Raw genomic sequence first — 19936 nt, forward strand, 5'->3', positions numbered from 1 at the left:
AAACCGCATCATATTTCCCTGTCACCTCCCTCTCCCTCTCCAAACACACTTTACAATCTACTTCCGCTACTTCAACACTGCAATGAAAAAAGGTTCACCGATAATAATAATCATCATAGCGATAGCCATTGTGGCCATTGTCTCCCTGCTTCCGCTCTCGAAATGGAGCGGAGGACGCATCAAGGATTTCAGCCTCGTCAGCGACATTCTCAAAGAGGTCGGCATCATGGAGGGGGAACCTTCCTACTCGACTGCCGAGCAGATTGACCCCGCACTTCTCGAAGCCGAGGAAGAGACCAAGCCTGAGCTTCCCGCACCCGGTGAACCTATCGACACCATCATCTCGCCTGTCAAGCCCTCGCGTGTCGGCGAACTCGTGCAGGTCGAGGACTACACCACCATCGGTGTCGGCTTTGCCAACCTAAAGGGTGCGATTGCCAACGGCGGCCTTGCCAGAATTGCTGTCGTCGGCGACAGCTACATCGAGGGCGACATCTTCACTCAGGACCTACGCGAGCTCTTTCAGGAGGCCTACGGCGGCGAGGGTGTCGGCTTCGTCAACATGCACACCGACTTCCCCGGTTTCCGCCGTTCGGTCAAGCAGAGCGGTTCGGGATGGAAGACATTTACCGGCAACAAGAAGGCCGACCGCCGCTACCTCGACATAGCCGAGCAGTATTCTGTTCCGACAGGAACGGCTACTGCCGAATATGAGGGAACAAAGGCCACTGAACACACTAAATCATGGTCCTGCTCACGCTTTCTCTTCATTTCGCCCGAGGATGTCACAATCAGTGTTAAAACTGACGATTCCGAGTGGGAGGAGCGCAATATTGCAGGTTCACCCTCCGTTCAATCACTGGAGGTTACCGGTCAGGTATCCAAATTCGGCATAAAGACTGCGGCTACATCGCTCATCGGTCTCGGCGTCTGGCTCGACGGCACATCCGGTGTGAGCGTCGACTGTATGTCGTCAAGAGGTTTTTCGGGTGTCACGCTCACGAAGGTCAGCCCCGACCTCTCCCATGAGATGGCGGAATTCATCGACTATGACCTTATCATTCTCGAATTCGGCATCAATGCCATGAGCGCATCGCAGAAGGACTACAGTGTCTACTGTTCGCGCATGGTCGACGTCATCAACCACGTCCGTCTCTGCTATCCTCAGGCAGACATCCTGCTGATGGGTGTCGGTGACCGTGGCGAGAAGGTCGGTTCGCAGGTGAAGTCGATGGCCACCGCACAGGCCATGATTACCGCCCAGCGAGATGCTGCCCGCCGTGCCCACTGCCTTTTCTGGGACACCCGCGAGGCGATGGGCGGAGAGAACGCGGTTGTCGAATGGAGTTCCACCGGCCTCATCAACAAGGACTATATTCACCTCACCCACAAGGGTGGGGCGCGTCTGGCCCGCGAACTGTTCAACGCTATCCAAAAAGACTTGCAATGACGCTGTATCATAAATTTCTCTTCTCATTGACCGCACTGGCTTTCGCGCCGGTGGTGTGGGGACAGACCCCTGTTTCCGAACCCTCGCAAACCGAGGAAATCGTGGATGAAACCGAGGACCTTGACCGTACTGTCAGGGAAGACATTGTCGACATACCCGAGGAAGCCGACGACATCGACATTCCCATACCCGCCTTCATAAAGCGTTCCGCCAACCATATCATCTTCAACGGTGCCGACTGGAGCTGTCTGCGGAAGGCTTTCGAGCAGAGCAAGGTCTCGCCCGTGTCCATCGTGCATATCGGCGACAGCCATGTGCAGGCCGACATCAATACCGGCACCACCCGCGAGCTTTTGCAGTATGATTTCGGCAACGCAGGCCGAGGGCTGATTGCACCGCTTAAAATCTGCGGCACCAATCAGCCGACCGACTATCTTTTCCAGAGCCGGAATTCATGGAACGCCGTAAAGCTGATGAACAACTCCTGGATTCAGACAGTGGGATTCACGGGGACATCCATCCGTCCCGCAAGTCCGACGAGCGAGCTGACCATAGGCACCCGCGACACCGACGACTACAATCCCTTCACGTCAACGACTCTTTTCCACAACGGCAAGCTGACCGTCAAGGAGGTCACCGACAGCAAGGGTAATCCGCTCCATTTCCGGGCCATCCCTTCGAGAGACTACACACAGATTGTCCTCGCCGACCTTGCCACACAAATCAATGTGAAATTTGCCTCCGCAGGCGACCTCACCCTCTATGGCGCAAGCCTTTCCGGCGACCGTCCCGGTGTGTTCTACCACGCTATCGGCAACAATGGCGCCACCTACGATTCCTACAACCGCATCGGCACTGTCGGGGTCGGCATAAACCCTTTGCAGCCTAATCTTGTTATAATCTCGTTAGGGACAAACGAGGCTTTCGGCCGTCAGGACATCTCGCGTTTCAAGAGCTCCATTCATCGTCTCGTGAGCAATGTCCGCAGTGCAAATCCGGATGCCCTCATCCTTCTGACCACTCCGATGGAATGTCACCGCAGTGTCACCACCAAGACCAAGAAGCGCGTCAAGCGCAAAGGGCGTTACCGCACCGTCACATCGACAGGGAGGACCTACGCTGTCAACCCCAACATAGCCCCCCTCCGTAAAGCTATCCTTGACTACGGAAAGGAGAACGGCGTGGCGGTCTACGACTGGTATGACGTGGCCGGTGGCGCAGGAGCAAGCTCATCGTGGATTAGCGCCAGCCTCTTTGCCAAGGACCGCGTCCACCACAGCCACAAGGGCTACAACCTCAATGGCCGTCTGCTCTACGATGCCATCATGGATGCACTCAGAAGTCAGAACTAACCATCTTTTACAGACACACTCTCTTTATCCGAACTTCTCATTAGTAATTCAAGTTGGAAGCATTAGCTGAATTCTTCACCGGACTCCTGTCAAGGGTCGCCACCATGCTCGAACGCGTCAATGTCGATGCCGAAAAAATCATCGACGTGCTCAGCTATGACCCTGCGCAGCCTCTCATGTTCAACACGGGGCTATTCATGCTCCTTTTCACTGCCTTCATGCTCATCTTCTGGATGGTCAAAGGTGTAAGGGTGTTGAAAATGACCCTCGTCATACTATTTTCCCTCTATTTCTACTACAAATCCTCGGGGATGTGCTGTCTCATCCTCCTCGGGGTCTGTCTCAGCGACTTCATCCTCGGACTTCTGATGGAACAGGCTTCCCGACGCTCCCTCGCGTGGGCCAAGCGACTGATTGTCGGACTCAACGTGGCCGTAAATGTCGGGATGCTCGCCTATTTCAAGTATTTCAATCTCATCCTCGACACTCTCTCGAATTTCTTCACGATGGAGATAAGCGTGGAGACCCTCCTGCTCCCTGCGGGTATCTCCTTCTTCACCTTCCGCTCCATCAGCTACATTGTCGACCTTTACCGCGGACAGACCTCGGCTTGCCATAATCTTTTCGACTATATTTTCTTCCTCACCTTCTTTCCGCCGCTTCTTGCAGGACCGGTTGTCAGGGCCAAGGACTTTCTGCCTCAGGTGAAGGGTAATCCTGTCGTGACCCATGCAATGACCTCGGAGGGCATCTTCCTCATCATCACCGGTCTCATCAAGAAGGTTGTCATCGCCGACTTCATCAGCGGCAACTTCGTGGAGCGCGTGTTCGACAATCCCGCTCTCTACAGCGGTTTCGAGAATCTCATGGCCACCTTCGGCTTCACCGTCCAGCTCTATTGCGACTTCTCCGGCTACAGCGACATGGCCATAGGTATCGCCCTCCTAATGGGCTACCGCTTCCTCGAAAACTTCAATGCTCCCTTCAAGGCACAGAACCCCACGGAATTCTGGCATCGCTGGCACATCTCACTCTCCACATGGTTGCGCGACTACGTTTATATACCTCTCGGTGGCAACCGCTGTTCGCGTCCGCGCATGTATTTCAATCAGTTCGCGACAATGGTCATCGGCGGTCTGTGGCACGGTGCATCGTGGATGTATGTCATCTGGGGTGCGATCCACGGCGGTCTCCTCGTCCTCCACAAGATGCTGCGCCGTCTTTTCCCCCTTCAGGTAGCGCGTACCGTCGTCACCGAGAGTGGCGAGGTGATGGTTGTCGGTTCCGGCATCCCTCCGACATCATGGATGGCACCCATCATCAAGGGTTTCAACATGCTGCTCACCTTCTTCCTCGTGGCTGTGACCTTCATGTTCTTCCGCGCTCCCTCGCTTGAGGATGTCGGGATGATGTGGCATCAGATTCTCTTCGACTTCCATCTTTCGGTGGCTCCGCAGTTCGTCGAGAGCTACCTGAGCATTGTCCTGCTGATTGTCGGTGCCTACGTCGTCCACATCTCCCCCTCGCGTCTGACAGGTCGTGTCCGCACCCTCTTCGAGACAGCGCCCGCCATCGTCCAGGCCATCATCTTCGCCCTTGTAATCCTCATCGTCATCCAAGTCCGCCAAAGCGACATCGTCCCCTTCATCTACCTGCAATACTGATAAATTTTAATAAAGGTGTTGATAAATCACTAGATAGATTGATGGAAGGTGGTGTTATGGGCTGCGGGAATGGTTTCGGTATGGCTTTATGTACTCTTTCCGTAAACATGGGGTTAGAGTGGGAGGGGTGAGATTTTAGTAAATTTAAGAGTGAATCTTTAAAAAAAATAGTTAACTTTGGGTTGTGATAATCACCAACACTTAACCAAACACTTAAATTGCAAATGATATGCTAAGACCCGAAGATCTTGAACTCCTGAAAAACAAAGGAATAAGCGCGGCAGAGGTGGAAGCTCAGCTCCAGCGCTTCGTGACCGGATTCCCCTATTTGAAAATCAACGACGCTGCCCGTGTGGGCGCCGGTATCTTCCGTCTCGATGACGAGGAGATTGAGGCCGCATTGGAGCGTTGGAAAGAATATCTCGAACATGGTGGTGAGGTGTGCAAGTTTGTGCCTGCATCGGGCGCAGCTTCCCGCATGTTCAAAGCGCTGTTTGAATATGTCGACGGCGGCACCGATGAGCTGAAGGAGGGTACTCCCGTGGCTAAGCTTCTTGCTGATGTCGATAAGCTCCCCTTCCTCCCCGAGCTCCGCGCCACAGTGGAGAAACTCTATGGCAAGTCGCTTGACGATATGCTTGCCGAGGGCCGCAACCGTGACATCATCGCTGCTATCGTTAACCCTGAGGGCATGAACTACGGCGGTCTGCCGAAGGGCTTGCTGAAATTCCACACTTATCCCGAAGGTTCGCGCACTCCCATTGAGGAGCATCTCACCGAGGGTGCACAGACTGCTGCCAACTCCAAGGGTGTGGTGAATCTCCACTTCACCGTGTCGGCCAACCACCGCAAGCTCTTCGAGGAGAAGCTCGCAGAGGTGATTCCCGCGACCGAGAAGCGCACTGGTGTGAAGTTCAATGTCAGCATGAGCGAGCAGAAGCCTTCGACCGACACCATCGCCGTCAACCCCGACAACACTCCCTTCATGGAGGACGGCCATCTGCTTTTCCGTCCCGGTGGTCACGGTGCGCTCATCCAGAACCTCAACGATATGGAATCGGCAGTGGTGTTCATCAAGAACATCGACAATGTTGTCCCCGACTCGAAGCGTGGCGATACAGTGAGATTCAAAGAAGTGCTCGGCGGTCTGCTGCTTCAGGTCCACGACCAGATTGAGGAAGACCTCATCGCTATCGACGAGAAGCTCTACAGCGCCGACGACATCAAGCGTATGCTTGACTATCTCAACAATGTCCTCAATGTCCGCGATGCAAAGCTTGAGGAGATGGACGACGATGCCGTCGTTGCCTACATCCGTGCCAAGCTCGACCGTCCGCTGCGTGTCTGCGGTATGGTGCGCAATGAGGGTGAGCCCGGCGGCGGTCCGTTTATCGCCTTCAACCCCGACGGTTCGACCTCGCCGCAGATTCTTGAGAGCAATCAGGTTGACCCGAAGAATGAGGAATACATGAAGATGATGGCTTCGGCCACCCATTTCAATCCGGTTGACCTCGTATGCTATATCAAGGACATCCACGGCAAGAAGTTTGATCTCCCGAAGTATGTCGACCCTGCGACCGGTTTCATCTCGTCGAAGTCGAGCCACGGCAAGGAACTCCGTGCTATGGAGCTTCCGGGTCTGTGGAACGGTGCGATGAGCGACTGGAACACAGTGTTTGTTGAAGTACCCATCTCGACTTTCAACCCTGTCAAGACTGTCAACGACCTCCTTCGTCCCGCCCATCAGCAGTAAATCCCCCATTTCATGTTATCGGGATGTTAAAATCCCGCATCTCATGTTGTTGGAACACTGAAATTCCCTATTACATGTCATCGGGACGTTAAAATCCTGCATTTCATGTTGCTGGGATGCTGAATCCCATATTCCATGTCGTAGGGATGCTATTCATAGCGTCCGCCGCAGCATTTCCATGCTGTCCCGGGAATCGACATAAAGACATAAGGTCAGAAGGGGCATAAGTTTTTTCTTTCAAAGAAATTGCGGCTGAATCGCGCCTATATTCGATGAAATCCACTGCCGCTAATCCCGACAGCTCAAAAAAACTTATGTTTCTTCTGGCCTTATGTCTTTATGTGCCTTTCAGGCAAATTAATTTTTTTCGGGGTGGATGTCGGCTATATTTCTCTCCTGCGTGTTATATATACATAAATTATATAATGTAACCTCTTCATATATGTCATCACAATGAGCAAGAGAGATGAGATAAAGAAAATATGGACCGAGTGCTTCAAGGACCCGCGTGGATATGTCGACATGTTTTTCGATCAGGTCTACCGCGACGATGAGGCCATGCTCCTTACCGACCAGTCGGGGGCAGCAGTGAGCAGTCTGCTACTGCAACATTTCACCATGTCGTTCCACGGTTCGGAGCCGTCGGTGAGCTATATAGCAGGGGCGGCTACCCGCCGTTCGAAGCGCGGGCAGGGCTATATGTCGCGCCTCATGGTCGATGCGCTTCGCGAGTCGGCTGTCCGTGGCGATATGCTCTGTTCGCTTATTCCTGCAGATGAGGCCCTTTTCTTTTTCTACCGCCGCTATGGATTCTCGACGGTGTTCTACACCAAGGAGCAGCGCTTCACCTCCTTCCATTCATTTTCGGTGAAGGGGGAATATCACCACGTCGACAATGAAATGAGCGACGAGGTGTGGTGTGCGTTCGATCGCTTCCAACGCCGCCGCAAGTGCTATGTCCTTCATTCGCGCCGCGACTTCTACAATATCCTTTCTGACCTTAAGGCCGACGGGGGCGACTTCGTGGTCATGGCCAAGGACGATGAGGACAGCGGGAGCGAGATTGTTTCGATGGCGTGGGCGAGGAAGGAGGGTGACCTTCTGCTCGTGACCGATGTGATGGGGGAGGACTCCGACGCACGTCTGGCCGCTCTCAGACAGTTGCGCTGTCTCAACGGCAACACTCCGGTGCTCCTCTACGGCCACCCGGACGATTCGATGGGCGGACGGTTGATGCCGCGCGGAATGGGGCGTTTTGTCAATGTCGGCAAGGCCCTCTCGATTGTTGCTGCGTCCGATCCGAAGTTCACGTCGCGCATAAGGGTGACTGACGACATACTCCCTGACTATAATTCCCATACCTTCATCCTGCACGACGGACGGTGTGAGATTGATGATGACTATGAGGGCTATCTCGATTTCGACGTGACGATCGATGTTTTTGCCGATATTGTATTCAGCTCATCAGCCATCGGTTCGATTGTCCGTTTCCCTTCGGTGAGACCTATGATAAGTCTTATGCTTGATTGAAGGGATTGATTGTGATTGAGGATGTCGGTTCCATGCGTTTAATTGCCGTGGAGGATGCGGGCATCGGTTCCATGCGTTTGATTGCCGTGGAGGATGCTGATGTCGGTTTCCGGCGTTTAATTGTCATCGAGGATGCGGACGCTTTGAAAAGCGTCCCTACTGCCTAATCGACGCGTCCGTTCCAGTGTCACTCTATACTCTATACTTTATACTTACTACTTTATACTTAAATACATGATCATCAATTCAGCTCGTTTCGTAATATCAAATTCTTCGGTCGGGAAGTGTCCGAAGGATGCACGTCATGAATATGCTTTCATCGGCAGGAGTAACGTCGGCAAGTCGTCGCTCATCAATATGCTGACAGGTCACAAGAGCCTTGCCAAGACTTCATCGACCCCCGGAAAGACCCTCCTGATAAATCATTTCCTCGTCAATGACCAATGGTATATCGTCGACCTTCCCGGTTATGGCTTTGCCCTACGCGGAAAGTCGCAGCGCGAGGCGCTTGAAAAGATGATTCGTGGTTACATCCTCAACCGCCGCGAGATGACCAACCTTTTCGTGCTGATTGATTCGCGCCACAAGCCGATGAAGATTGACCTTGATTTCTTCAACTGGCTCGGCGAGAACGGTGTGCCTTTTGCAATCGTGTTCACCAAGCTCGACAAGATGGGGTCGCAGGCGGGAAAGCGCAATGTCGAAGAGTATTGCAAAATCCTTCTGGACACATGGGAGGAACTTCCCCCGATTTTCCTCACTTCGAGCGAGACCCGAAGAGGCCGCGACGAGCTTCTCGACTATATCGACCAGCTCAACAAACTTCCGGTCGAGACCGGGGGTGAGGAGGCTTGACAAGAAATTAGCTGCTCCGGATGCGAACCCTAAAGGCGTTAAGAATGTTTTTATAATATAAAATTACAAACGCTAATTTATCAATATTATGGAAAAGAAAGATAAAAACGCCGTCAACGCAAATGAAGAGAATCAGTATCGCGGAGTAGACATCAACAAAGCTGATGACAATAAGGTGAATCCCGAACTCGTCAAGCAGGAGACCAAGGAACTCAACAACAATCCACGTAACAACGACATGTAGAACAGTGCGGGGCACTGTATTAAGTGTTAAGTACTAAGTATTAAGTATTAAGTGCTGCGTGGTTTTTTGTAGACAGATGAACTAAATGACGGACAGTCGTGAAGGTCGGGTGAGATTTACCCGGTGAAACCTTTCGGTTGTCCGTCTATTATTTTTTTAACATCGTCGTGGATTCATGCAGTGGGCAGGATGTTGCTTTTATGGAGAAAAATCCGTAACTTTGTAAGTTGAGAAAGCCCGAAAAACAGTTTCTCAGCCCAAAGTCATGAAACGCAAGCTCATCATCCTTTTTTCAACCCTCTCATTCGCCATCCCCTCCAAAAGCGCGCAGCTCTCGTGGAGCGGGGAGGCCAAGCCCGTCATAAGCATCGTCCCCTCATCGTCGACAGGTCTCGACGAGGTCTGTGTGGCATATCAGACCGACGGACTTTCGGTAGGCGTTCCGGCAGCATCGGCCTCGGAGGTGAAATGGTATCGCTACTCCACTCTCGGAGGAGGATACGCAGAGGAGGTAACATCGGGGGTCAGCTATGCCGACGGACAGTCTGTCCTCGGCCGCGTCGAGGGCGACATGGGCTATATCGTCGAGACGGCCGGAAGGCAGTACTGTTTCTGGGTGGTTGACTACAGCCTTCACCCCTTCTCCGTCACTTCCGTCAGTGAGGCAGCCGAAAAGGACTGCTCATTCACGATGCTCGATGTCAATGGCAAGGGTGAGGAAATTGTCTACTACGGCATAAACGGACGGCGTTTCACCCTCGACCGCAACATCACAGTATCATATCTGACACTCCTCGCAGATACTCAGAATGATGACCCGTCTTCCGGTGAGACCGCGACTCCTGCCTTTGTTGAGGTACGCAGAGAGGAGAGCTTCGCCTCCCTCCAGTCGCCGCTCCGCGTCCCGGCTGCCCTCTGCCCGACAGAGTTTACCGTCAGCGGTGACCGCTTCCTGCGCGAGTGGGGAGAGGAAGCCGAAGCGACATCAGCCACCATCGCCCCTTACGCTGTCGCAACTGTCACAACTGCCCGTCAGGAACAGCGCGACGTGGACAATGAGGTCGGTTCCGGCTCCGGGGGAGGTTCCTTCGGAGGATCGGCACCCTGCCGGATGAGCTTTGAGGCGGCTGTCACCGACGGCGCTCTCTTCAAGGAGTGGCAGATTTCTCGTTCGCAGGAATTCGATGATGCCGGACTGCGGATTCAGGAGCTGTCATTTGACTACACCTTCACCGAGGAGGGACAGACCTACGTCCGCTTCATCTGTGCAAACGCCGACGGCAGTTGCGAGGCCCACGGCGATGTCTACACCATCTCCATCGGCACTTCCTCGCTCCGTTGTCCCAACGCATTCTCGCCAAACGGCGACGGTGTCAACGACGAGTGGAAGGTCAGCTATTCGAGCATCATCAGCTTCGAGTGTCACATCTTCGACCGTTACGGTCACAAGATGACCTCCCTTTCCAACCCTTCGCAGGGCTGGGACGGGAAATACAAGGGCAAGACCGTCCCTTCGGGCGCCTACTACTATGTCATCAAGGCAAAGGGCGCCGACGGAAAGGTCTATGACCTCGCGGGCGACATCAACATCGTCAACTACAAACAGTGAGCCTCCATACGAACATATAAACACCCCTAACGACTGAAACAATGAACAACTATCATAAATCGTTTATCGGCTCAGTAGCCGCCCTCGCACTTCTCGCCTTTTTTGCTCCTACAGAGGACATGCAGGCCCTCACTCCCTCGGCCTCAGTCCCCGAACCTGCAAGTGAGCAGTATTCCGAGATTATCAATCCCGTCATACCGAAATCGGTGAAATTCGCTGGCAAGAAGGTTGACCTCGACAAGACCGACCGTTGGGAACGTCTTGACCGCGAACTGACAGCTATGGCCTATACCCACGGCAACACTCTTTTAGCTATCAAGCGAGCCAACCGCTATTTTCCGGTCATCGCACCCATCCTGAAGAAGAATGGGGTGCCTGACGACATGATCTATCTCGCCGTCATCGAGAGCACCCTCAACCCCCGTGCGCTCTCCCCGGCAAAGGCCGGTGGTCTTTGGCAGTTCATGCCATCTACAGGCAAGGAATATGGCCTGGAGGTCAACGACTATGTCGACGAGCGCTATGACCCGGTCAAGGCAACCGAAGCCGCATGTCGCTATCTCAAAAACAGCTATGCGAAATACGGTAACTGGGAATCAGTGGCCGCAAGCTACAACGGCGGCATGGCCCGCATCACCAACGAGCTTGCCGCACAGCAGGTCGACACTGCCTACGATCTCTATCTCGCTGACGAAACGATGCGCTACATGTTCCGTCTCCTCGCCATGAAGCTCATACTTGAAAATCCCGCCGACTATGGCTTCCGCCTCACCGCCGACCAGCTCTATCAGCCCCTCGAATACACGACTGTCGAGGTCAGCACCCCGGTTGAGGACTGGCCGACATGGGCCAAGCAGCAGGGCATCGACTACATGACACTCCGCGACCACAATCCGTGGATCCGCGCGAAGTCACTTCCCAACAAGACAGGCAAGACATATATAGTAAACATTCCGACCAAAGAGTCGCTGTCGCGTGAGCGGCAGAAGAAGTCGGTCTACAACCCCGCATGGGTCACCGACTGACGAATATTTTCCATAGACAGAAATGACGACAGCAAGCAATAATCATCAGCAGCAACAGCAGGACGACAATATCATCAACGGCAGCAACGCCACTCCCTATACCCGCAGCAAGCTATGCGTCCAGGGTGCGAGGGTCCACAATCTGAAAAACATAGATGTGGAGATTCCCCACAATACCCTCACCGTCATCACCGGACTCAGCGGCAGCGGAAAATCGTCGTTGGCTTTCGACACAATCTTTGCCGAGGGTCAGCGCCGCTATATCGAGACCTTCTCTTCCTACGCCCGCAATATGCTCGGCAACCTCGAGCGTCCGGACGTGGACAACATCACCGGTCTCAGCCCCGTCATAGCCATCGAGCAGAAAACCGTCAACAAGAATCCCCGAAGTACCATCGGCACCACCACCGAGGTCTACGACTTCCTTCGACTCCTCTATGCGAGAGCCGGAACAGCCGTCAGCTACATCACCGGAGAGCCGATGGTCAAATATACGCGCGAGCAGATTGTCAACCTTATCCTCGAAAAGTTCAACGGCCATAAGGTCTACATCCTCGCCCCCTTGGTCAAGAACCGCAAGGGTCACTACAAGGAACTCTTCGAGCAGTTGCGCAAGAAGGGCTTCCTCACCGTGCGTGTCGACGGAGAGCTGCGCGACCTTACCCTCAACATGATGGTGGACCGTTACAAAAACCATGACATCGAACTGGTCATCGACCGGCTGAAGGTCTCCGATAAGGACATGAGCCGCCTCGATGCCACCGTGCAGGATGCGCTCCGCCAGGGCGATAAGCAGGTGATGGTCTATGATGTCGATACTGATAAGGTCACATACTTCTCTCAGACACTCATGGATGCTGCCAGCGGTATATCTTACCGTGAACCGGCTCCCCACAACTTTTCTTTCAACTCTCCGCTCGGAGCCTGTCCCTGCTGCAAGGGTCTCGGTTATGTCAACATCGTCGACCGCGACAAAATCATTCCCAATCCGGCTCTGTCTATCCACGAGGGGGCAATCCTGCCTCTCGGAAAGCACCGCAACGCCATGATATTCTGGCAGATTGACGCTATCTGCAAGAAATACGGCTGCACAATCAAGACTCCGGCCGAAAAGCTCCCCGAGGAGGCGATGAACGAGATTCTCAACGGAACCTCCGAGCGCCTTGTCATCGAGAACGAGACTATGGCCACCTACAACTACTTCCAGACCTACGACGGACTGGTGAAGTATATCGAGATGCAGCAGTCCGACGAGTCGTCAGCCGCAGCCAAGAAGTGGAGCGAGGGATTTTTCTCGAGAGGAGTCTGCCCCGAGTGCAACGGTGACCGCCTCAACCGTGAGGCCCTCCACTTTTTCATCGACGGCAAGAACATTGCCGAACTCTGCCGCCTCGACATCTCCGACCTCTATGAATGGTCGAAGGATGTGGAAAGCCGCTTGTCGCCGACGCAGGCCGTCATAGCCCACGAAATCATGAAGGAGATACGCAGCCGGTTGAAATTTCTCATTGATGTCGGTCTCGACTACCTTCAGCTCAACCGCGCCTCGGCCACACTCTCCGGTGGAGAGAGCCAGCGCATCCGTCTGGCCACGCAGCTCGGCAGTCAGCTCGTCAACGTGCTCTACATTCTCGACGAGCCTTCCATCGGTCTTCATCAGCGCGACAACCGTCGCCTTATTGACTCGCTCAAACAGCTACGCGATGCCTCCAACTCTATCCTCGTTGTTGAACACGACAAGGACATCATGCTCGAAGCTGACCATGTCATCGACATCGGTCCCAAGGCCGGACGCAAGGGTGGGGAAGTGGTGTTCAGCGGGACACCATCCGAGATGCTTTCTACCGATACCCTGACCGCGCGCTATCTCAACGGTAAGGACGTGATTCCCTGGCAGTCATCCCCTCGAAAGGGGACAGGCAAGAGGCTTGTGCTCCGTGGAGCGCGCGGCAATAACCTACGCAACGTCACCCTGACCCTCCCACTCGGCAAGCTCATCTGCGTTTCCGGAGTTTCGGGTAGCGGAAAGTCGTCGCTTGTAAATGCGACCCTCCAGCCAATCCTCAGCCAGAAGTTCTATCGTTCGCACACCTCGCCTCTGCCTTACGACAAGATCGAGGGTCTTGAAAATATCGACAAGGTCGTAACTGTCGACCAGTCGCCTCTCGGCAAGTCACCGCGCTCGAATCCTGCCACCTACACGGGCGTTTTCACTGCCATACGCGACCTCTATGCCTCGCTTTCCGAAGCCAAGATCCGTGGCTATCGTCCCGGCCGCTTCTCTTTCAACGTAGCCGGAGGTAGGTGCGAGACCTGTTCGGGCAACGGCTACAAGACCATCGAGATGAACTTCCTTCCCGATGTCCTCGTCCCATGCGAGACCTGCGGAGGAAAGCGCTACAACCGCGAGACCCTCGAAGTGCGTTTTAAAGGCAAGTCCATTGCTGATGTGCTCGACATGACCATCAATCAGGCTGTGGAATTTTTCGGTGGTATCCCGGCTATTATCAATAAAATCAAGGTGCTGCAGGACATTGGTCTCGGCTACATCAAGCTCGGGCAGCCCTCATCGACCCTCTCCGGAGGTGAGAACCAGCGTGTGAAACTCGCGACCGAACTTTCGAGACGCGACACCGGCAAGACCCTCTTCATTCTTGACGAGCCCACAACCGGATTGCATTTCGACGACATCCGTGTGCTTCTCAACGTCCTCAACCGTCTTGTCGACAAGGGTAATACCGTTCTTGTCATCGAACATAATCTCGATGTCGTTTGCTCTGCCGACCATATCATAGACATGGGACCGGGTGGAGGAAAGAACGGAGGTCACATCATAGCAACCGGTACCCCTCTGCAGATTGCGAAATCCGATTCGCCCACGGCTGCCTTTGTGCGCGAGACCCTTCAGCAGCAGGGAGCCTCTTTGTGACAAGTATATCCGCTTTCACGGCCATTGCGTTGAACCCTCTGCGTAGACAGTATGTTTTAATATATGTAAATCATATATAAAACATTTAAAAGGTGAGATCTATAATACTACTGTCAATATTCATCGCATTGGCCGCCCGTCTTGGAGCGCAGTCACCTTCAACAACTCTCCCGGTGTCAGTCGGTATTGAAACTGAGACCTCTAAACTGTATGATAATGAGGCGGTTCTCCGTAATTCTGATATTCCGGATCGTAGCCGTCCCTATTTTGCCTTGCGCAGTAATGCTTTGCTTGATGCTGCCCTTCTTCCCAACCTTTCCTTTGAGGGTGGTCGCGGGCAGTGGAGCGCCGTCGCTACATGGGCTTTCGCATGGTGGGGTGGTAGTGCGAAGACATGGCGCATGTATGGCGGTGAGGTCGAAGGCCGCTACTGGTTCGGAAAAACCACGATGGAAAAGACCTTGACAGGCCATCATGCAGGTGTATTTGTGGGGCTGTTCACCTACGACATCAAGCTCGGAGACGTAGGCCGTCAGTGTCCTGACGTGGCTGCAAGCTGGGGCGTGAGCTACGGCTATTCTTTCCCCTTGTCTCGCAGGATTAACCTTGATTTCAATCTCGGTATCGGCTTCATTCACTCGCATTATGAGCGCTACCGCTATCAGTGTGGAAAATATGTCTGCGACGGCAACCGGAAACTCCATTATTTCGGCCCTGTCAAAGCCGAACTCTCCGTGGTATGGCTCTTAGGCAACGACAACTACAATCGGTAAGCTGCGAATTCCAAATGATGATTCCATCACCAACTTAAATAAAAATAACAAACGAGTAGTTATATAGCAGCAGTGTGCTCTTCGCCCAATCGAGCCAACAAAGCCGAAGCCTCTGTGGCATGGCTTAGGCAACGACAACTACAATCAGTAAGCTGCGAAGCTGCGGTGCGGTGGTAGCCCCGCATCGAGCGGTAAAGCAATGAAGCCCGTAGGGCGAAATTGCTTCACCGCGAAGGTGTGGGGAAAAGGAATGCATACCCACCACGGGCATCGAAGATGTCCGATAATAATGCGTGCCTCCGGATAATTAACATAATTTGTATAGGTGAATTTTCATATTTGAGACGGGTTAATACCGTCGATGATTTATTAGGTAATATAAGAAAAAGCCATCGAGACTTCTGCTATCCTTTCTCGGGGGAAAACGGAAGTCTCGATGACTTTTCGGGGGAAAATTATCCGATTTTGTTGCTGTTGTTTATCGCTGAGCCTGATAGGGGAAAACCTTGATCAGACCGTTGTCGATATAGTATGAGCCGTCAGCTGTGGCATTCTGCTGAGCGGGATTCTGCTTGCATGTGCCGTTGTTGGTGCAGTTGGGCTTGTTACCCTTGCGACCCTGAGCATTGGCTTTATTACCGTTGCGGTTGCCACGCATGGCTTGGTCCTTGCCCTGACGGTGGTGTTTCCCATCCTTGCCTTTAGCTACATGCTTGTGGCCGGGACCCTTCATGCCCTGATCGACGTAGCTGTTCTCGAGGAACTGGACATACTGTTCCGGGGTGAGGATGTTTTTGACTTTCGCAAGATAGTCGCGGCGGTTCTGGAGACGCTGCTCTGCGAACTGCTTGCGCTGTGCCTGCTTTTCAGCCTGTGAGAGTTGCTGCTTGTCTTTGTTGCCTTTAGTGCAGCTCTGACTGTTCTTGCTGCAAGATGCATTCTTTTCGCCGTTGGTGCATTTTGCACCCTTTGCGGGTTTGAGGGCCTGCAGTTCGGCTTGCTGTTTTTCGGTGAGGTTGAGTCCCTGGAAAGGATTATATTTGGGCGCATCTTTCTTGGTGCAGTTGCCGGTGGCGCATACTGTCTTGGCCTGCGGACTTGCGTTCTGGCTCTGGGCTGACGCTGTAATGCCGGCCATTGAAGCGAGGAGAACTGCGATGCTGAGAATTGTCTTTTTCATAATAGTTTGTTTTTTATTTAATGTGTGTGTTGTTAGTTATTTCGTTTTGGTTAGTTATTCGTATTATTCATAATAGCTTTATTTCATGTCGTTTATACCCCTTTTACAGGTGTTGATCATTCCGATTTTATTTTGGAATCTGTTTATTAGACAATCTGAAAGCTGAATGGTTTAGTGCGGTAAATCGCGATTTAACTTTCTTTGTGCTAGATGTTTAAATACAGTTTCGATATGTGCCGTAATTTGAAAAATTCAGTGGATGAAACCCATTGACGCTTGCAAAAATATACAGAAAATGTATCGCAGGTTCAAAAAATAATTGCTGAAATATTTGTGTATCTTGTTGTAAAGCACTATCTTTGTGTCGACAGTTTCCACCACGCCTCTTGCCAATGCGTACCAGGGTGGAACTTTTGCTTTTTATACCATTATGGATTATATAAAACAACCACTGGATTATCCTCAGATTATCGCAATGCTCAAGCAACGCAATCTGTTGATTGGCGATGATGGTCAAGCGATAAAGCAATTAAAGATTATTAGCTATTTCCGTCTGGCGAACTATCTTCGCCCGATGGAACAAGACAAGGTAACCCACATATTTAAGCCTAACAGCCATTTTGACAATGCAATAGATCTTTATTACTTTGACAAGAAACTTAGGGCGTTGATTTTTACGGCCATCCAAAGCTTTGAAGTCGCATTGCGTTCAAAGCTGATACATTATTATTCTCTTAAATACGGCGCATTCTGGCTTATAGACAGAGGCCTGTTTTCTGATAAGAAGATTTTCTCAGATTGTACGATGCGTATTCAGCAAGAAGTCTATCGTTCTAAAGAGGATTTTATACAAGAACATTTCGATAAATACGATAATCCGATTGTTCCGCCTGCATGGAAAACACTTGAAGTTGTTTCTTTCGGCACTTTGTCACGGATTTTTTGCAATCTATCAGACAATTCTTTAAAGAAGAAAATTGCAAGGGAATTTAATCTGCCGCAACATAAATATCTGGAAAGTTGGTGCAAGAGTGTTGTTGCGCTAAGGAATAATCTTGCTCACCATTCAAGAACTTGGAACAGAATTTATCCTATACAGCCGCAGCTTCCTCAATCATTGACCGGTGATTGGATTGACACCTCGTCTGTTCCCAACAATAGACTATATGCCCAGTTGTGTTGTCTTGCCTATTTGCAGAATGCAATACATCCTGTCAACAGTTTCGGACAACAACTGAAACAACTCATTAGCTCTCATCAGAATGTGGATGTCACGGCTATGGGCTTCCCCATAAATTGGAATAATCAACCACTATGGAGCGATTGAGACAAATCGCTCAAAAGGCATATAGGTGTTGGTATTGTTAATACGATATTGGAAGATAGGACCTTTTGAATCATTCGAAATGTTTTCGCGTTTTATATAAAATGCAGTTCAATTATAAGAAGTTGAGCGAAAGTACGTCTAAGTTGTTTTGTAATTATTCTGAGATTCGGTCAAGAATGCATGATATATAATAAATTTAATGCCATGATATTCAATATCGTGGCATTAAACTTATTCGGACATCCTGTGTCCGTTGGGGTATCGTGGATATGTATTGATGTTAGCCTTGGGTTGGAGTTGATATGGCATTGGTGTTGAGGGTTTTGTTGCCTCTGTGTGCGCGGTGGCTTGACTTACCTTTTCCGTGGCGTTTTCCGTCCTTGCCTTTGGCAAAGTTTCCATGACCTTTTCCTTTCATGATTCCGCGGTCACTGTAGTTGTTTTCGAGGAATTTCACATACTGCTCGGGGGTGAGGATGGTTTTTACCTTTGCAAGATAGTCCTGACGGTTCTGCTTGCGCTGCTCCATGCGTGCCTGATGCTGCTCCTGACGGGCCTTGCGCTGTTCGGCGCGCTGCTGCTGGCGGGCTTGCTTCTCTTCCTGAGTGAGCTGCTTTTTGTTCTGTTTGTCGGCAGTCTTGCCATCTTTCTTTGCTTCTCCGTTTCGTGAAGCGCGGAGTGCCTGGAGGTCGTTCTGCTGTTTTTCGGTGAGGCCGAGACCTTCGAATGGATTGTGGCGGGGAGCCTTCTTCTTATCGGTAGCTTTCTGTGTTTCGGTAGTTGCCTTGGTTGCTGTGTCGGCCTTGGTGTTGGCTGCAGCTGAGAAACCGGCCATTGAGGCGAAAAGGACTGCGAGACTGAGAATTGTTTTCTTCATAATGTTCGTTGTTTTTTTAAGGAGAGGTTATTTTTGAATGATTGATTTTCTGTGTTATTGTACTGTTAAGACTGCTGTCAATGCCGATGGTTTAATGCTCCGGAAAGATTTAACATCCGTTGTGCCAAGGGTTAAAAAACGGCGGGATGGTTTGCCGTAAAGGAGTTTTAACGATTGAATTCGCTATTCGGTCGAAATTAACTTGAATTTTAGAGGGGAAATGATTAAATTTGCATGTTAAAATAACATCTAAACTAATGAACAAGACAGGCAAATTCATAGCTCTCTCCCTTACAGCCCTCCTCGCATCGTGTGGAGGAGGAAACAAATGGCATCTCGACGGCAAGATTTCAGGTTTGTCGGAAGACGATATGGTGGTTCTCGAAGGTAACAACCAAGGCTATTGGTATCCGATGGACACAATCAAGGTCTCGTCCAACGGTTCCTATTCCTACAGCCGTGAGGCTCAGGGCTATCCCGACATCTACCGTCTTCGTGTAGGGGACAAGTCGGTCTATTTCCCCGTCGACAGCATCGAATCCATCTCACTTTCTGCCGAGGCTCCCGACATCGAGTCGACCTGCACTCTCGGCGGTTCCCCACAGGCCGCAAACCTTGTCCGTGTCGACAGCATGATTCGTGTGGCAGCCGCTCAGGGTGGTGCAGCTTCCGTCAGCACCAACGCCGAACTCAAACGTCAGCTCGGTCAGATGATAGTGGCTGACCCCGCCGGTATCGTCACCTATTATATAATAAATAAGAGCGTGGCCGGAAAACCCATTTTCAATCCCTCCGTCAAGGAAGACCTTCGCATCATCGGTGCCGTTGCCAATGCCTTCAATGAGCGCCGTCCTTCCGACCCCCGCACCGGCTATCTGCGCCGTCTTTTCCTCGGCAATCGTCCGAAGAGCAATCTTGATGCTCTGAACGAAGGCAATCTCCGTGTGGCTAACGAAGTCCGTGCGTTCGACATCAAACTTTTCGATAACACCGGTAAGGAACACTCTCTTCTCGATGTGACCTCGAAAGGCAACGTCGTGATTCTGAATTTCACAGCCTATACGGCCGATGGTTCTCCTGCGTTGAATGTCGCTCTCAACAAAGTGTATGAGAAGTACCGTTCGCAGGGCCTTGAGATTTTCCAGGTCGCTTTTGACGATGACGAGTATGCCTGGAAGCAGGCCGCCAAGAATCTTCCTTGGATTACTGTCCTCAACGGACCCAACGATGGCGACAAGGCTCTCCGCGACTATAACGTCGGCGCTCTTCCCGCAATTTTCATCTTCGACAGAAACGGTGACGTTGTCGAGCGCGTGTCCGACATCTCCACTCTTGATTCATCGGTGGCTCGTCGCCTTTAAGCTCCCG

16 protein-coding genes are annotated in these 19936 nt (G+C 51.9%); 14 read left to right on the forward strand and 2 right to left on the reverse strand.

The genetic code is table 11. From position 1 onward, the window contains the following. Positions 1-82 precede the first annotated feature (82 nt). The 12 genes from QZ310_RS05235 (at position 83) to QZ310_RS05290 (ending at position 15184) form a co-directional block, all read left to right on the forward strand. Positions 83-1450, forward strand: a complete 1368-nt coding sequence (locus tag QZ310_RS05235; protein WP_297071118.1) for a hypothetical protein — start codon at positions 83-85, stop codon at positions 1448-1450. Next, positions 1447-2802, forward strand: a complete 1356-nt coding sequence (locus QZ310_RS05240; RefSeq protein ID WP_297071120.1) for a GDSL-type esterase/lipase family protein — start codon at positions 1447-1449, stop codon at positions 2800-2802. The genes QZ310_RS05235 and QZ310_RS05240 overlap by 4 nt, the downstream gene beginning before the upstream one ends. A 53-nt stretch (positions 2803-2855) precedes the next feature. Then, positions 2856-4466 carry an MBOAT family O-acyltransferase gene (locus tag QZ310_RS05245; RefSeq protein ID WP_297071122.1) on the forward strand — a complete coding sequence of 537 codons (1611 nt, stop codon included), beginning with the start codon at positions 2856-2858 and terminating at the stop codon, positions 4464-4466. 229 nt (positions 4467-4695) lie between these two features. Further along, on the forward strand, positions 4696-6219 hold the full coding sequence (locus tag QZ310_RS05250) for a DUF4301 family protein (RefSeq protein ID WP_297071124.1): 1524 nt from the start codon (positions 4696-4698) through the stop codon (positions 6217-6219). A 453-nt stretch (positions 6220-6672) separates the two neighbouring features. Further along, positions 6673-7749 (forward strand): GNAT family N-acetyltransferase, encoded by a 1077-nt coding sequence (locus QZ310_RS05255; RefSeq protein WP_297071126.1) that lies wholly within the window; start codon positions 6673-6675, stop codon positions 7747-7749. After that, the gene (locus tag QZ310_RS05260; protein WP_297071128.1) at positions 7746-7916 is read left to right on the forward strand and encodes a hypothetical protein; all 171 of its coding nucleotides are present in this window, start codon (positions 7746-7748) and stop codon (positions 7914-7916) included. The genes QZ310_RS05255 and QZ310_RS05260 overlap by 4 nt, the downstream gene beginning before the upstream one ends. 67 nt (positions 7917-7983) lie before the next feature. Further along, positions 7984-8604 carry a ribosome biogenesis GTP-binding protein YihA/YsxC gene (gene yihA / locus QZ310_RS05265; protein ID WP_297071130.1) on the forward strand — a complete coding sequence of 207 codons (621 nt, stop codon included), beginning with the start codon at positions 7984-7986 and terminating at the stop codon, positions 8602-8604. An 88-nt stretch (positions 8605-8692) separates the two neighbouring features. Continuing rightward, positions 8693-8848, forward strand: coding sequence for a hypothetical protein (locus tag QZ310_RS05270; RefSeq protein ID WP_297071131.1), 156 nt, complete (start codon positions 8693-8695; stop codon positions 8846-8848). Positions 8849-9113: 265 nt separating this feature from the next. After that, positions 9114-10457: a T9SS type B sorting domain-containing protein gene (locus tag QZ310_RS05275; protein ID WP_297071133.1), complete on the forward strand. Its 1344-nt coding sequence runs from the start codon at positions 9114-9116 to the stop codon at positions 10455-10457. Between the two features lie 41 nt (positions 10458-10498). Then, a complete protein-coding gene (locus QZ310_RS05280; protein ID WP_297071136.1) occupies positions 10499-11482 on the forward strand; it encodes a lytic transglycosylase domain-containing protein in 984 nt (327 codons plus the stop codon). 22 nt (positions 11483-11504) lie between these two features. Then, positions 11505-14411 carry an excinuclease ABC subunit UvrA gene (uvrA, locus tag QZ310_RS05285; protein ID WP_297071138.1) on the forward strand — a complete coding sequence of 969 codons (2907 nt, stop codon included), beginning with the start codon at positions 11505-11507 and terminating at the stop codon, positions 14409-14411. A 92-nt stretch (positions 14412-14503) separates the two neighbouring features. Continuing rightward, on the forward strand, positions 14504-15184 hold the full coding sequence (locus tag QZ310_RS05290) for a DUF3575 domain-containing protein (protein WP_297071139.1): 681 nt from the start codon (positions 14504-14506) through the stop codon (positions 15182-15184). A gap of 478 nt (positions 15185-15662) precedes the next feature. Here the strand turns inward: QZ310_RS05290 and QZ310_RS05295 are convergent, their stop codons facing one another. After that, positions 15663-16364, reverse strand: a complete 702-nt coding sequence (locus QZ310_RS05295; protein ID WP_297071142.1) for a Spy/CpxP family protein refolding chaperone — start codon at positions 16362-16364, stop codon at positions 15663-15665. Positions 16365-16794: 430 nt separating this feature from the next. Here QZ310_RS05295 and QZ310_RS05300 point away from each other — a divergent pair, with 430 nt between their 5' ends. Then, a complete protein-coding gene (locus QZ310_RS05300) occupies positions 16795-17691 on the forward strand; it encodes an Abi family protein (protein WP_297071144.1) in 897 nt (298 codons plus the stop codon). Between the two features lie 280 nt (positions 17692-17971). Here the strand turns inward: QZ310_RS05300 and QZ310_RS05305 are convergent, their stop codons facing one another. Next, positions 17972-18568, reverse strand: a complete 597-nt coding sequence (locus tag QZ310_RS05305) for a hypothetical protein (protein ID WP_297071146.1) — start codon at positions 18566-18568, stop codon at positions 17972-17974. Between the two features lie 257 nt (positions 18569-18825). Between QZ310_RS05305 and QZ310_RS05310 the strand changes: the two genes are divergently transcribed. Next, entirely contained in the window at positions 18826-19929 is a 1104-nt protein-coding gene (locus tag QZ310_RS05310) for a peroxiredoxin (protein ID WP_297071148.1), read from the forward strand. Positions 19930-19936 lie beyond the last annotated feature (7 nt).

This window comes from uncultured Duncaniella sp., from assembly GCF_910577345.1.
Taxonomy (GTDB): domain Bacteria; phylum Bacteroidota; class Bacteroidia; order Bacteroidales; family Muribaculaceae; genus Duncaniella.